Raw genomic sequence first — 14,426 nt, forward strand, 5'->3', positions numbered from 1 at the left:
AGGATCAGGCCGTGACGTTCGCCGGCGAAGGGCGCGAGCGCGCCGGCCAGGCCGCGACCGCGGCGAGCATGACGCCGACGACGAGGTACGGCAGCGACGGCGACAGCCCGTAGAGCGACGCGCCCGCGAGCGGACCGACGACGACGCCGAGCCCCTGCGCGGCGCCGAGCGAACCCGCCGCGGCGCCCTGCTCGTGCGGCTCGACCGCATTCGCGGCGAGCGCCGAGAACGCCGGGAACACCCAGCCCATGCCGGCCGCGGCGACGAAATAGCTCGCCCACAGCATGATCGGCGAGGTCGCGAGTGCGGTGCTCGCGAATCCTAGCGCAGCGACCGCGCCACCGATGCGCACGAGCCGCGCGGGCGGCCATCCGAGCCGGCGCACGACAAGCTGCGACAGGATCAGCGCGACGCCGACCACGGTCAGCGCGATGCCGGCAATGCGCGCACCGTCGCCGGGTTCGAGGCCGAAACGATCGAGCACGAAGAAGCCGACCGTGATCTGCGCGATCGCGACACAGGCCATCGCGACGAACGCGACGACGAGCGCGTGCCTCAGACGCGGTTCGCCGAGCGGCAGCGTCGCGGGCGCGCGCGTCGACGCCGGCCGATCGCGCGGCAGGAAACGCCATGTCGCGACGAGCGCGATGATCGGCAGCACGGCCATCGCGTACAGCGGCACATGCAGACCGAACGGCGCGAGCAGCGCGGCGATGCCGGGGCCCACAACCATGCCGACCGCATTGGCGGCGCCGAGCGTGGCCATCGCGCCGGCGCGGCGTGCGGGAGCGACATGATCGGCGACGAGTGCGGTCCCCGCGGTCGGGATCGCCGCGTAGAACACGCCGATCGCGCCGCGCGCGAGCATCAGCGCCGCGAACGCGACGAGCGCGCCGGGCTGCAGCATGAGCGACACGTCGATGACCGCGGTGAGCACGAGGTAGCTGACCGCGAACCCCGCCGTGCCGGCGAGCAGCACGGCGCGCCGGCCGTGGCGATCACAGGCGCGTCCCCACGGCCGCGCGAGCAGCATCCACAGCACGCCGGCCACGGTCACGGTCGCACCGGCCTGCCACGGCGCGAGGCCGAGCATGCGCACGACCGGACCGATCATCGCGACGAACGCCATCATCGCCATCGTGCACGCCATGTAGGCGACGACCAGCGGACGCAGCGGCAAGGTGTCGATCGTCTCGGGGGATGCGGCGGCGGGCGCCGGCATGTCGGCCATGGGTCGAGCTCTGGGAAACGGATTGTCGACTCTAATGCGAATGATTCTTATTTGCTATCAATCGGATCGACGAGCAGCACGAGGTCGTCGCGATGCACGACGCTCTCGCCATAGTGGTAGCCGAGCAGCGCGTCGATCTCGTGCGAGCGACGCCCGGCGATGCGGCGTACGTCGGCGGCCGAGTACTGCGTGACGCCACGTGCGACCGTGGTGTCGCCGTTTGCGATCTCGATCATGTCGCCGCGCGCGAAATCGCCCTCGATGCCGGCGACGCCGCCGGGCAGCAGCGAGGCGCCCCTGTCGCGCAGCGCGCGCAGCGCACCGTCGTCGACGACGAGCCGGCCCGGCACCGGCGGCACGTGGCGCAGCCAGTACTTGCGCGCGGCGAGGCGCGTGCGCGAGGCCAGCAGGCGCGTACCGACGAGCCGGCCCTGCGCGAGCGCGCCGACCGTGTCGCCGCGCGTGCCGTTGAACAGCACGGTCTCGATGCCCGCAGAGGCGGCTTTCGCGGCGGCCTCGAGCTTGGTGCGCATGCCGCCCGTGCCGACCGCGCTGCCGGTGCCGCCGGCCATCGCGAACGCTTCCTGCGTGACCGCGGCGACCTCGTGCACGGGGTGCGCGGTCGGATCCGTGCGCGGATTGGCCGTGTACAGGCCGTCGATGTCGGTCGCGATGAACAGCACCTCGGCGTCGACCAGCGCGGCGACGATCGCGGCGAGGTTGTCGTTGTCGCCGAGCTTGAGCTCGTCGACCGAGACCGTGTCGTTCTCGTTGACGACCGGCAGCGTGCCGAGGCGCAGCAGCTCGTTGAGCGTCGCGCGCGCATTGAGGTAACGGCGTCGGTTGCGCAGGTCGTCGTGAGTCAGCAGCACCTGTGCGACGGGCCGCTCGAAGAAGCGCTGCCAGAGCCCGATGAGCTGGGCCTGGCCGAGCGCAGCGAGCGCCTGGCGCGCGGCCATCGGCGCGCCGGCCTCGACGACCTTCGGCACGATCGCGCGTCCCGCGGCCACCGCGCCCGACGACACGATGACGACTTCGCGCCCCGCGGCGAGGCTCGCCGAGACGAACTGCGCGAGGCCCAGCGCGTGGCGCGGACTCAGACCACCGCCGTCGGCCGCGAGCAGGCTGCTGCCGACCTTGAGCACGGCGCGCCGCCACGTCGGCAAGGCCTGCTCGGTGAACGCGGTGGTGGCGACGGGCGGCGTCATCGGATCATCCAGAGATCAGTGCGTGTGCCAGGCGTGAACGGTGAGCTCGGAGGCGTCCTCGAGCACGAGCGGATCGCGCGCGACGATCGCACGCGCGGCCTCGAGGTCGGCGACGTTGTGCAGGATGTAGGCGCCGCCGCTGCCGTCGCCGAAGCCGCCGCTGCGCTCGAGCAGGCCACGCTCGCGCAGGTCGGCGATGAAGGCGCGGTGCGGCGCGATCACCGATTCCGGGAAGTCCGGCTTGCGCATCGCGAGCACGAGGTACACGGTCACGAGGACAGGCCTTCGAGACGCGCGCGCAGCACGTCGAGCTGCAGGTCGGCCGCGGCACCGGGCGACACGCGTGCGGCGAGGCTGCCTTCCGGCGTCCTGCCCTGCCCGGCCGTGTCGGCACCGGCCGCAGCGGCCTTGTAGGCCTCGCGGAACGGCACGCCGGCGACCGCGGCCTCGACCGCGACGTCGGTCGCGTACATGCCCGAATCGATCGCCGCGCGCATGCGCTCGCTGCGCCATTCGAGGCTCGCGAGCAGCGCCGGCAGCAGTTCCAGCGCGGCGAGACCGCGGCCGAAGCCGTGGAAGATCGCGCCCTTGCTGGCCTGCAGGTCGCGGTGGTAACCCGACGGCAGCGACAGCAGCTGCTCGATCTCGATGCGCGCGGCGGCGACGCTCGCGTGCGTGGCGCGCATGAGTTCGATCACGTCGGGATTGCGCTTGTTCGGCATGATCGAACTGCCGGTCGTGTACTGCGCGGGTAGCGACACGAAACCGAACTCGGCGGCCGTGAACAGCGAGAGATCCCAGGCGAGGCGGCGCAGGTCGAGCGTCGCGCTGCCGAGTGCCTCGAGCGCGGCGAGCTCGAACTTGCCGCGCGAAAGCTGGGCGTAGATCGGCGACACCTGCAAGCGCGCGAAGCCGAGTTCGGCGGTGACATGCTCGCGCGCGAGCGGCAGGTTGACGCCGTAGCCCGCGGCGGTGCCGAGCGGATTCGCGTCGACGAGGCGCAGCGTGTCGTCGGCGCGCATCGCGTCGTCGAGGAAGGCCTCGGCCCAGCCGGCCCACCACATGCCGGCCGACGACACGACGGCGCGCTGCAGGTGCGTGTAGCCGGGGATCGGAAGGTCCTTCTCGGCCTCGGCACGTCCGAGCGCGATGCCGGCGACGATGCGCGAGAGTTCGCCGACGCGCGCGAGCTTCTCCTTGAGCCACAGGCGCGTCGCGACGAGGATCTGGTCGTTGCGGCTGCGCCCGGTGTGGATCTTGCGGCCGGCATCGCCGAGGCGCTCGGTCAGGCGCGCCTCGATCGCCGAGTGGCCGTCCTCGTAGCGCGCGTCGAGCACGAAGCTGCCGGCGCGGAAATCCTCGGCGAGCAGGTCGAGTTCGTGCGAAAGGCCCGAGAGCTCGTCGAACGAGAGGATGCCGATCTGCTGCAAGCCCTGCGCATGCGCCTTGCTCGCGGCGATGTCGTGCAGGAAGAACTCGCGGTCGAGGATGACGTCGTCACCCGCGAGGAAGGCCTGGATGCCCGCGTCGACCTCGACGCCGGGTTTCTGCCATAACAGCTCTGCCATGTCGGTTGCTCCGCGGGCCTGCCCGCGCATCGAGTGAAAGTAGGGAACGGCCCGATCAGGCCGGAATCGCGTTCAGCTCGTCGAAGCCGAATGCGAGGTTGAGGTTCTGCATCGCCTGCGTCGCCGCGCCCTTGAGCAGGTTGTCGAGCGTCGCGACGACGACGACGCGGCGGTTGCCCGGCGCCATCGTGAAAGCGCCGATCTGCACGCCGTGGCGGTTCGCGATGCGGCTGACCCACGGCACCTCGTCGATCACCTCGACGAGGCGTTCACCCGCGTAGCGCTCGCGGTAGCGCGCGATCACGGCGTCGCGCGTGATGGGCTGGCTCAGCCACAGGTTGACCGTCATCGTGATGCCGCGGAAATGCGGCGCGACATGCGGCATGAACTCGACCGGCACGCCGAGCTGCGCAGAGACCTCGCGCTCGTGCATGTGGTCGGTCAGCGCATACGGCATGAGGTTGTCGCGCAGCAGCTCCGGATCGTTCTTGTCCGACGGCGTGGTGCCCGCACCCGAGTAGCCCGACACGCCGAAACACTGCGGCGGTCCCGCGAGCACATCGAGCAGCGGCGCGATCGCGAGCTGCATCGCGGTCGCGTAGCAGCCCGGGTTGCTGATGCGCGCCTGGCCCGCGTAGCGGCCGCGCGTGAGCTCGGGCAGGCCGTAGTACCAGCGGCTGTCGAAGCGGTAGTCGGCCGAGAGGTCGACGATGCGCGTCGAGGGAGCGGCCGCGTCGAGCGCCTCGACGTACGGCGCGGCCTTGCCGTTCGGCAGCGCGAGCACGACCGCGTCGACGCCTTTGGCAGCGACTGCGGTGGCATCGAGGTTCTCGTAACGCAGCTCGCCCGCGTAGGCATCGCTGTGATCGGCGACGCGCTGGCCGTCGAGCTCGCGCGAGGACACAAAGGCGAGCGTGAACTGCGGATGCGCGGCGACGAGGCGGATCAGCTCCGCGCCCGTGTGGCCGCGTGCGCCGACGATGCCAAGGGTCGGAGAAGTGCTCATGCGTGGCGCTCCAGCAAGGCGTGCAGATGGCGGCGCACGGCCGGCCATTCGGCATCGAGGATCGAGAACACGACGGTATCGCGCAGCGATCCGTCGGCGTGGCGCTTGTGGTGGCGCAGGACGCCGTCCTGCTTCGCACCGAGGCGCGCGAGCGCGTTGCGCGAGGCGTGGTTGAACCAGCTCGTCTCGAACGACACGCTCGCACAGCCGAGCACCTCGAACGCATGGCCGAGCAGCAGGCGCTTGGCCTCGGTGTTGAGGCCGGTGCGCTGCGCACGCGCCGCGTAGAACGTGTAGCCGATCTTGAGGTTCGGCACCGACGGTTCGAGGTCGTAGCAGCGCGTACTTCCGACCACCTCGCCGCGGGCATCGCGCACGGCGAACGCGAGCGCCTCGCCACGCGCCTGCGCGGCGAGTGCCTTGTCGATGTAGGCGGCGACGTCGCCCGGCGCCGGCACGTTCGTGTACCAGGCCTCGTGCAGCGCGCCGTCCGCGCTCGCACGTGCCAGCGCTTCGGCGTGCTCGGGCGTGAGCGGCTCGAGCGAGGCGTGGCGGCCGCGCAGCGTCGGCACCTCGCGCCAGCGGGCATCGGTGTCGTGCACGTCAGCCGACCAGCGTCGCGGGACGCGTCGAGCAGTGCGCGACGCAGTGGCTGATCTGCTCGAAATCGTCCATGCCGTACCAGAACACCTTCCACTTCTCCTGCTTGAAGCAGCCATCGGATTCGGCGTAGTAGAAGATGTTGACCTGGTTGTGGTGGCGCGAGCGCCAGAACAGCTGCGGCGTCTCCTCGCGCATGACGTTCCACACGGCGCGGCCGAGGCCTTCGCCCTGCGCGTCGTCGGAGACCGCGAACTTGTCGAGGTAGGTCATGCCGTCGCCGTCGGTGAGGATCACCGCGGTGCGGTAGTTCTCGCTGACGTAGGCGCGCAGCAGCGTCGTGCGCTCGAAGTAGTCGTCGAGGAGCGTGCGGCCGAAGCTCGACTCGATCAGCGCTCGCAGGCGCACGAGGTCGAGCTCGTCCCAGCGCGTCGCGCGCAGCACGCGCTCGCCGCGGCGCACGAGCGTGCCCGAGCCCTTGTGCGTGAACAGCTCCTTGGCGAGATCGGCCGGGCGCGTGATCGACACCGACGACTCGAGCGGCAGCTTGTCGAGAAGATTCTTGATCTGCTCGATCTTGACCTTCATGCCGCCGTGGATCCACGGCTGCGCGACGAGGTGCTCGTACTCGGTCGAGAGGTTGATCGAATCGATGACCTTGCCGTCGGCATCGAGCAGGCCGCCCGTGCCGGTCAGGAACACGATCTTGTAGGGCTGCAGTTCGCGCACGAGTTCGTTCGCGGCGAAGTCGGCGTTGATGTTGAGGATCTGCCCGGCCGGCGTCTCGCCGAGGCTCGTGATGACCGGGATCGAGCCGGCCTGCAGGCTCGCCTCGATCGGCGCGAGGTTGACCGCCTTGACCTCGCCGACGAGGCCGTAGGTGTCGCGGTCGAGGTAGTCGGCCTCGAACACGCCGCCGGTGATCGAGGTCGCGCGCACGCCGTTCTGCTGCAGCGCCTCGACGAGCTTGAGGTTGGACGACTGGAACACCTTGCGCACGATCGCGAGCGCCTCGGGCGAGGTCACGCGCAGGCCGTTGACGGTGTGCTTCTCGATGCCTGCGGCCGACAGTTCCGCATCGAGCTGCGGACCCGCACCGTGCAGCACGATCGGCGTGAGGCCGACCTCCTGCAGGAACGCGAGCGACGAGGTGAGGTCGTCGAGTTCGTCGCGCAGCACCGCACCGCCGACCTTGACGACGGCGAAGCGCTTCGCGTCGAGCTGCGAGAAGCGCTTGAGGTACTGGCTGATCTCCTTCGCGCTGGCCATGCTCGAAAGCAGGCGCACGATGGTCTGGCGGGTCTGGAGGTGGGTGGCGGGAACGTTCACGGGCGTCGGGTCATCGAAGGGAAATCGGCCGGCGCGGACGCCGGATGCGGAAGGGCGCGCGGCGTCACACGCCGTTGATGATGCGGTGCACGGTGGCGGCGTAACGCTCGAGCTGCTCGAGCATCACGAACTCGTCGGCGGTGTGCGCCTGCGCGATGTCGCCTGGCCCGTAGACGAGCGCGGTGTAGCCGCCGGCCGAGAACAGCGAGGCCTCGGTCCAGAAGTCGACCGCGTTGCCGATCGGCAGGTCGAAGGCGTCGGCGACATCGCGTGCGGCAAGACGGCGCTCCTCGGCGCGCGCGATATCGCCCGACGGCAGGCTCGGTCCGCGGAAGGTCTCGGCAAACGACGCGGCGGCCGGATCGGCGAAGCCGGCGAACGTCGCGAGCAGCTCGTCGATGTCCATCGACGGCAGCGGCCGGAAACCGAAGCGCAGCTCGGCGGCCGGCGCGATCATGTTGGCCTTGATGCCGCCTTCGACACGGCCGATGTTGAAGCGCAGGCCAGTCAGGCCGCCGAAGCGCGCGTGCGCAAGCGAGTCCACGTGATCGAGCGCCTTGCCGCCCCAACGCATGGTCTGGTGCAGCGCGCTCGCCGACGGATCCTGCTTGCCGGAGGCGTGTCCGGCGCGGCCCGCGAACGTCATGAGTACCGAGCTGATGCCGCGGTGCGCGAGCACGGCTTCGCAGCGCGTCGGCTCGGCGACGAGCACGGCTTCGTACGGGATGCCGCGCGCGAGGAACGCCGCGATGCAACGCGGATCGTTGGCTTCCTCGTCGGTCGAGAACAGGAACGCCGCGTCGCCGCTGCCGGCCTGTGCGGCCGCGACGAGCGCGGCGGCTGCGCCCTTGATGTCGCAGACGCCGAGGCCGACGACGCGGTCGTCGAGACGACGCATGACATGCGGGTCGGCGCTCCAGTGCGGCGAGTCGGGCACGGTGTCGAGATGCACGTTGAACAGTATCGTCGGCGTGCCGCGCACGGCGTAAAAGCTCACGGCGCCGGCGCCGTGGTCGATCACCTCGATCGCGAAATCGGGCAGCTGCGCGCGCAGGTAGTCGAAGATGCCGCCGGTCGTGATCGCACGCGGCGGGTTGCGCGTGTCGTACGACACGAGGCGTTCGAGGTGGGCGAGCGTGCTGTCGAGCAGGGTCGTCATGGGCGGTCCGGTTTCGTACTTCAGTCCACGATCGCGCGGGTGTAGAGATCCATGTCGAGCTTTTCCATGAGGCGATCCGGGCGTGCCGGCGCGGCGAAGCCGTGGCGCGCGTAGACGCCGTGCGCGTCGAACGTGGCGAGCATGAAGCGACGCAGGCCCTGCAGCTGCGGATGCGCCATGATGGCGTGCATCAGCTGCGTGCTGTAGCCGCGCCCGCGATGCGCTTCGAGCACGAACACGTCGGCGAGGTAGGCGAACGTCGCGAAGTCCGACACCACGCGCGCGAACGCGACCTGCCCCGCACCGTCGACGTGACCGCCGAAGCACAGCGAGCCGTCGATCGCGCGCGCGACCGTGTCGCGCGGGATGCCGCGCGACCAGTAGGCCTCGACCAGGAAGCCGTGGATCACGTCGAGGTCGAGGCGCGCCTTGTCGGTGGAGATGTCGAGCGTCGTCATGGTCCGGCCTTCGCCTGTCCCTACTCCCCGCTGCAGATCGTTCGCGATCAACGCCCGCCGTTGACCTGCGCGTACAGCGTCGAACTCATGCCGAACAGCTTGATGAAGCCCTCGGCCTCCTCGACGCCCCAGTCGGCCGACTGCGCGTACGTCGCGCCCTTCGCGTTGAGCAGGTGCGGCGAACGCACGGCCACCGCGTCGACACGGCCGCCGCGCGTCTCGAGCACGACCTCGCCGTTGACCTTGGCCTGAGACGACTTCAGGAACGCCTCGAGATCGCTCTTGAGCGGATCGTGGAAGAAGCCTTCGTAGACGAGCTCGACCCATTTGCGCGCGACATCGGGCTTGAAGCGGTTCTGCTGCTTGGTCAGCACCGCGTCCTCGAGCGCGCGATGCGCGGCGAGCAGCGAGACGAGACCCGGCGCCTCGAACACGATGCGGCCCTTGAGGCCGATCACGGTATCGCCCGTGTAGACGCCGCGGCCGACGCCGTAGGGCGCGAACAGCGCATTGAGCTTCGCGAGGATCTTCTCGCCGGCGAGCTTCTCGCCGTCCAGCGCGACGGCCTCGCCCTCGACGAACGCGAGCGTCACCGACAACGGTGCCTCGGGCCACTCGGCGCGCGGCGCGCACCAGCCGCGCGCACCTTCGCCGGGCGCTTCCCAGCGGTCGATCTCGCCGCCCGACATGGTCAGGCCGAGCAGGTTCTCGTTGATCGTGTAGGCCTGCTGCTTGGCGCGCACGCCGAAGCCGCGCTCCTCGAGGTACTTCTGCTCGTAGGCGCGCGTCTGCGTGTGTTCCTTCTGGATCTCGCGGATCGGCGCGACGATGGTGTAGTCGCCGAGCGCCTTGACGGCGAGGTCGAAGCGCACCTGGTCGTTGCCCATGCCGGTGCAGCCGTGCGCGATCGCCTTCGTGCCGAGTTCGGCCGCACGCGCGAGCGCGGCGTCGACGATGAGGTAACGATCCGAGACGAGCAGCGGGTACTGGCCCTGGTAGCCCTCGCCGGCCCACACGAACGGCTTGACGAAGCCGTTCCAGATCGACGGACCGCCGTCGACGGTGCGATGGCTGGCGACGCCGAGTTCGGCGGCGCGCTTTTCGATGAAGTCGCGCTCGGCGTCGTCGACGCCGCCGGTGTCGGCGAACACCGTGTGGACCGCGTAGCCTTTCTCCTTGAGGTAGGGCACGCAGAAGCTCGTGTCGAGGCCGCCCGAGAAGGCGAGGACGATGTCTTGGCTCATGATGGGGTCCTGGAAATCGATCAAGCGAAAAAAGTGGGAGAGAACGTATCGGAGCGGGCAGTCCCGGTCATGCACGCGCCTCGAGTGCCTGTCGGGTCAATGCGGCGAGCGCGGCATCGGACCGGCCATCCCGGCGCTCGAGCGCCTCGGCCACGCGACGCACGGTCTCGACGGGCTTGTTCTGGCCGAGCTTGAACTTGCCCTCGATGCGGGACGGCTCGATCCGGATGCCGACGATCGCGCGAAGCAATGCCTGCACGTAATCCTCGGGAGCATCGTCGATCGACCAGGGCTGCGGTTCGCCGGCCTCGTGGACATCGGTCAGCTCACCGAGCACATCCCGCAGCCAGGCCGCGTCGTCCACGACACGCAGGACGCCATGTACGTGCACGACCGCGTAGTTCCACGTCGGCACCTCGCGTCCCGTCGCGGCCTTGCCCGGGTACCAGTTCGGGCTGACGTAGCCCTCCGGTCCGTGGAACATCGCGAGCACCGGCGTTCCGTCGAGGTCCGCTATCGCGTTGGCACGCGCGACATGTCCACGCAGCACGCCATCCGCCCACACGAGCGGCACGTGTTCTGCCGAGAGTCCGTCGAGCCCAAGGCTCACGAGGGTCGCGAGAGGGTGCGCGCGTGCGAGGTCCTCGAGCACAGGCTCGCGGGACTCGCGGAAGGCGGCGGGCAGGTACATCGCGCGGGGGCTCGGAATCCGGATCAGCCCTGCCCGGCCAGCGTGGCCATGATGGCCTTCTGCACGTGCAGGCGGTTCTCGGCCTCGTCGATCGCGATGCACGCGGGCGAGTCCATGACGGCGTCGGTCGCCTTGACGTTGCGGCGCAGCGGCAGGCAGTGGCTGAACAGGCCGTTGTTCGTGAGGCCCATCTTGGCCTCGTCGACGATGAAGTGCTTGCTCGCCTCGCGCACGGGCTTTTCCTGCTCCCAACGGCCGAAGAACGGAAGCGCGCCCCAGCTCTTGGCGTAGACGACGTCGGCGTCGCGATAGGCGTCCTCGATGTCGTGGCTGACCTTGAGCGAGCCCCCATTCTGCGCGGCGTTGTCGCGGCCGTGCTCCATGTAGCGCGGATCGAGCAGGTAGTCCGGGTTCGGGCACAGCAGCGTCACGTCCATGCCGAAGCGCGTCGCGATGAGCAGCGACGAGTTGGCGACCGCCGTGTTGAGCGGCTTCGGGTGGTAGGTCCAGGTCAGCACGTACTTGCGGCCGCGCAGGTCCTTCGTGCCGAGGTGCTCCTGCAGCGCGAGGATGTGGGCGAGCTCTTGGCAGGGATGGGTGATCGTCTCCATGTTGATGACGGGCACCGTGGCGTAGCGCGCGAACGCGTGGATCACGCGGTCCTCGCGGTCGACCGACCAGTCCTGGAACTTCGGGAACGCGCGCACCGCGATCAGGTCGACGTAGCGGCTCAGCACGCGCGCGACTTCGGCGATGTGCTCCTCGGTGTCGCCGTCCATCACGGTGCCGACGTCGAACTCGATCGGCCACGCATCCTTGCCCGGTGCGAGCACGATGGCCTTGCCGCCGAGCTGGTGCGCGCCGAGCTCGAAGCTCGTGCGCGTGCGCATGGACGGATTGAAGAACAGCAGCGCAATCGCCTTGCCCTCGAGGGCCTTGCCCTGCTTCGACTGCTTGAAGCGCGCGGCCTGTTCGAGGAGGTCGTCGAGTTCGGCGCGGCTCCAGTCCTGCGTGGTCAGGAAATGTCGAGGCATCGTGGGTCCCATGGGTTGGCGGTGGGTGGATCGGAGCACAAAAAAACCCGGCTCGCGGGCCGGGTTTCGGATCATCTGCACGGTTGCGCGTGCGCGACAGCCTACCCGACCGGTATGACGGCCTGCGGTCGGCGCGCGCGCGACGTCATGCCCGCTGCGAGGTGCGCGCTGGACTGGAAGTCGCCGTCGGAAAGGTGGTGCTGCATGGGCGCGACGTTACCGTGATTCATGTTGCCGCGCAACAGGACGCGCGGAACCCGCGGCCGTATGGACGGCCGCGGGTCGGGAGCCAGACCCGACCTTACTCGGCCGGGGCGACGCTGACGCGGACGCGCATGCGCTCGCCCGGGTCGTAGTTGAGGTGCGACATGTAGACGTCGCCACGATAGCGGTACTGCACGTCGTAGCCGATCACGCGGCGTTCGCGCGCGTAATCGTTGACGCTGCGGCAACGCGTCTCGGTGCTCGTGTAGTAACGGTCGTCGCGACGCGAGGCATTGTTGCCGATCGCACCGCCCACGACGGCGCCGGCGACGGTGGCAGCCTTGCGGCCGTCGCCCTTGCCCACCGTGTTGCCGAGCGCGCCGCCGACGATGGCGCCGATCACGGTGCCGGCGGCATTGTTGCCGCGCGTGTCGCGGTGCTCGACCTCGGTGTCGTAGCACTCCTCGCGCGGACGCGAGGTCTCGACATAGTCGTAGACCGGATCGACGCTGAGCACGTCGGCCCAGGCCACCTTCGAGGATTCGGACACGCGGTCGTCGTAGCGGTCGCGGTCCTGCGCATGAGCCGTCGCGGCGAAGGTGGCGACCACGGCAGCGGCCAGTGCGTACTTCAACATCACAACAACCTCCAGCATCGGGGAAGCGGACGGTCTGCCGGGTTCGATGCGCTCCGGTCGCGTGTCCCTGGACACGCTGCGCCCACATTGCGTAAGCCCGGATTACATCATCATTTCACTGAATGCTAACTAAGGCCTGCTGGCCTTAACATCTGGCGGCCGGGCGTGCCGGCACGCCTGCTATCATCCGCGACCCCCGACGTCCCGCCGATGCCATGACGACGCTGCGCCTGCACAACTCCCTGACCCGCAAGGTCGAAGACTTCGTACCCGCCGACCCGGCGCGCGTGACGATGTATGTGTGCGGTCCGACCGTCTACAACTACGTGCACATCGGCAACGCGCGACCGGCCGTCGTGTTCGGCCTGCTGGCACGTCTGTTGCGCCGCCGCCACCCGAACGTCGTGTTCGCGCGCAACATCACCGACGTCGACGACAAGATCAACGCCGCCGCCGCGCAGGCCGGCGTGCCGATCGGCACGATCACCGAGCGCTACACCCGGGCCTATGTCGAGGACATGGCGCGGCTGGGCGTCGACGCGCCCGACGTGGTGCCGTTCGCGACCGCCCACATCGCCGAGATCGTCGCGCTGTGCGAACGCCTCATCGAGGCCGGCCATGCCTACGCAGCCGAAGGCCACGTGCTCTTCGATGTCGCCAGCTACGCCGACTACGGCCACCTCTCGGGCCGCTCGGTCGACGACATGATCGCCGGCGCGCGCGTCGAGGTCGCTCCCTACAAGAAGAATCCGGCCGATTTCGTGCTGTGGAAGCCATCGACCGACGATCTCCCGGGCTGGGGCAGCCCGTGGGGCCGCGGCCGCCCGGGCTGGCACATCGAGTGCTCGGCGATGGCGGCGACCCACCTCGGCGAGACGATCGACATCCACGCCGGCGGCAACGACCTCATGTTCCCGCACCACGAGAACGAGATCGCGCAGAGCACCTGCGCGCACGGCGGCAAGGTGTTCGCGCGCTACTGGCTGCACAACGGCATGCTGACGTTCGACGGGCGCAAGATGTCCAAGTCGATCGGCAATGTGCTCGTGCTGCACGAACTGCTCGATCGCCACCCACCCGAGGTGCTGCGCTTCCTGCTGCTCAAGGCGCATTACCGCCAGCCGCTGGACTGGTCCGACAGCGCGCTCGCGCAGGCGCGCGCGACGCTCGACGGCTGGTATGGCGTGCTGCGCGACCGCGCGGACGTCGTCGTCGACGAGTCCGCGCTCGACGTCCCGGCCGATCTCGAACAGGCCCTCTGCGACGACCTCAACACGCCCGAAGCCTTCGCGGTCATTGCTCGGCTCGCCGACGAGGCACGCAAGGCCGACGGCGACGCGCGCCCGGCCGCCAAAATGGCCCTGCTCGGCGCCGCACGCTTCCTCGGCCTGCTCGTGCAGGACCCCGAAACCTGGTTTCAGCAGACCGTCGGCGGCGACGCGATCGACGCCGCCTGGGTGCAAGGCCTGCTCGACGAGCGCCTCGCCGCGCGCGCCGCCAAGGACTACGCGCGCGCCGACGCGATCCGCGTCGAGCTCGCCGCGCGCAACATCGTCATCGAGGACAGCCCGCAAGGCGCCCGCTGGAAGGTGGTGGGGAACGATGACCGTGCCGCCTGACGTCGTGCCGCCGGCCGAGGCGACGGCCGAACTCGCCCAGCAGGCGATCGCCGAGGAATTCGGATTCTTCAGCGACTGGACCGAGCGTTACCAGTACCTGATCGACCTCGGCCGCAAGCTGCCGCCGTTTCCCGACGCGCTGCGCACCGAGGAGCACAAGGTCACCGGCTGCCAGTCGCAGGTGTGGCTGGTCGGCGAAGGCGATGCCTCCGCCCTGCACTTCCGCGCGATCAGCGATTCGTCGATCGTGTCGGGCCTGATCGCGTTGCTGCTGCGCGTCTATTCGGGCCGGCCGGCCGCGGAGATCGCCGCGACCGAACCGCGCTTCATCGAGGCGATCGGCCTCGCCAAGCACCTCTCCCCGACACGCTCGAACGGCCTCGCCGCGATGCTCGCGACGATCCGCCGCCACGCCGCCGAGACGCTCGCCGCCTGAGC

At 69.7% G+C, this 14,426-nt stretch carries 15 protein-coding genes; 2 read left to right on the forward strand and 13 right to left on the reverse strand.

Annotated elements, in window-relative coordinates:
* Positions 1-4: 4 nt before the first annotated feature.
* The 13 genes from ACQQ2N_RS19575 to ACQQ2N_RS19635 all read right to left on the reverse strand — a co-directional run bounded on the left by ACQQ2N_RS19575 (position 5) and on the right by ACQQ2N_RS19635 (position 12,369).
* Positions 5-1,231: an MFS transporter gene (locus tag ACQQ2N_RS19575; RefSeq protein ID WP_440223255.1), complete on the reverse strand. Its 1,227-nt coding sequence runs from the start codon at positions 1,229-1,231 to the stop codon at positions 5-7.
* A 47-nt stretch (positions 1,232-1,278) separates the two neighbouring features.
* Positions 1,279-2,439, reverse strand: a complete 1,161-nt coding sequence (gene proB / locus ACQQ2N_RS19580; protein WP_440223256.1) for a glutamate 5-kinase — start codon at positions 2,437-2,439, stop codon at positions 1,279-1,281.
* A 15-nt stretch (positions 2,440-2,454) separates the two neighbouring features.
* Positions 2,455-2,688 carry a hypothetical protein gene (locus ACQQ2N_RS19585; protein WP_440225806.1) on the reverse strand — a complete coding sequence of 78 codons (234 nt, stop codon included), beginning with the start codon at positions 2,686-2,688 and terminating at the stop codon, positions 2,455-2,457.
* Positions 2,689-2,708: 20 nt separating this feature from the next.
* Entirely contained in the window at positions 2,709-4,007 is a 1,299-nt protein-coding gene (argH, locus tag ACQQ2N_RS19590; RefSeq protein ID WP_440223257.1) for an argininosuccinate lyase, read from the reverse strand.
* 55 nt (positions 4,008-4,062) lie between these two features.
* Positions 4,063-5,013 carry an N-acetyl-gamma-glutamyl-phosphate reductase gene (argC, locus tag ACQQ2N_RS19595; protein ID WP_440223258.1) on the reverse strand — a complete coding sequence of 317 codons (951 nt, stop codon included), beginning with the start codon at positions 5,011-5,013 and terminating at the stop codon, positions 4,063-4,065.
* Positions 5,010-5,615, reverse strand: coding sequence for a GNAT family N-acetyltransferase (locus ACQQ2N_RS19600; protein ID WP_440223259.1), 606 nt, complete (start codon positions 5,613-5,615; stop codon positions 5,010-5,012). Before ACQQ2N_RS19600 ends, argC begins: the two co-directional genes overlap by 4 nt.
* A gap of 1 nt (position 5,616) precedes the next feature.
* Entirely contained in the window at positions 5,617-6,882 is a 1,266-nt protein-coding gene (locus ACQQ2N_RS19605) for an acetylglutamate kinase (protein WP_440225807.1), read from the reverse strand.
* A 124-nt stretch (positions 6,883-7,006) separates the two neighbouring features.
* Positions 7,007-8,101, reverse strand: a complete 1,095-nt coding sequence (locus tag ACQQ2N_RS19610) for an acetylornithine deacetylase (RefSeq protein ID WP_440223260.1) — start codon at positions 8,099-8,101, stop codon at positions 7,007-7,009.
* 20 nt (positions 8,102-8,121) lie between these two features.
* Complete coding sequence (locus tag ACQQ2N_RS19615) at positions 8,122-8,559, reverse strand: GNAT family N-acetyltransferase (protein ID WP_440223261.1); 438 nt, start codon at positions 8,557-8,559, stop codon at positions 8,122-8,124.
* Positions 8,560-8,606: 47 nt separating this feature from the next.
* Positions 8,607-9,803 carry an argininosuccinate synthase gene (locus ACQQ2N_RS19620; protein ID WP_440223262.1) on the reverse strand — a complete coding sequence of 399 codons (1,197 nt, stop codon included), beginning with the start codon at positions 9,801-9,803 and terminating at the stop codon, positions 8,607-8,609.
* A gap of 67 nt (positions 9,804-9,870) precedes the next feature.
* Entirely contained in the window at positions 9,871-10,494 is a 624-nt protein-coding gene (locus tag ACQQ2N_RS19625; protein ID WP_440223263.1) for an FMN-binding negative transcriptional regulator, read from the reverse strand.
* A 23-nt stretch (positions 10,495-10,517) separates the two neighbouring features.
* Entirely contained in the window at positions 10,518-11,528 is a 1,011-nt protein-coding gene (locus tag ACQQ2N_RS19630; RefSeq protein ID WP_440223264.1) for an N-acetylornithine carbamoyltransferase, read from the reverse strand.
* Positions 11,529-11,829: 301 nt separating this feature from the next.
* Positions 11,830-12,369: a glycine zipper 2TM domain-containing protein gene (locus ACQQ2N_RS19635; RefSeq protein ID WP_440223265.1), complete on the reverse strand. Its 540-nt coding sequence runs from the start codon at positions 12,367-12,369 to the stop codon at positions 11,830-11,832.
* 215 nt (positions 12,370-12,584) lie between these two features.
* Between ACQQ2N_RS19635 and cysS the strand changes: the two genes are divergently transcribed.
* The gene (gene cysS, locus ACQQ2N_RS19640; protein ID WP_440223266.1) at positions 12,585-13,988 is read left to right on the forward strand and encodes a cysteine--tRNA ligase; all 1,404 of its coding nucleotides are present in this window, start codon (positions 12,585-12,587) and stop codon (positions 13,986-13,988) included.
* Positions 13,972-14,424, forward strand: a complete 453-nt coding sequence (locus tag ACQQ2N_RS19645) for a SufE family protein (protein WP_440223267.1) — start codon at positions 13,972-13,974, stop codon at positions 14,422-14,424. The genes cysS and ACQQ2N_RS19645 overlap by 17 nt, the downstream gene beginning before the upstream one ends.
* The last annotated feature ends 2 nt before the right edge of the window (positions 14,425-14,426 follow it).

This window comes from Dokdonella aquatica (assembly GCF_051987395.1).
In the GTDB taxonomy this organism is placed as follows: Bacteria; Pseudomonadota; Gammaproteobacteria; order Xanthomonadales; family Rhodanobacteraceae; genus Dokdonella.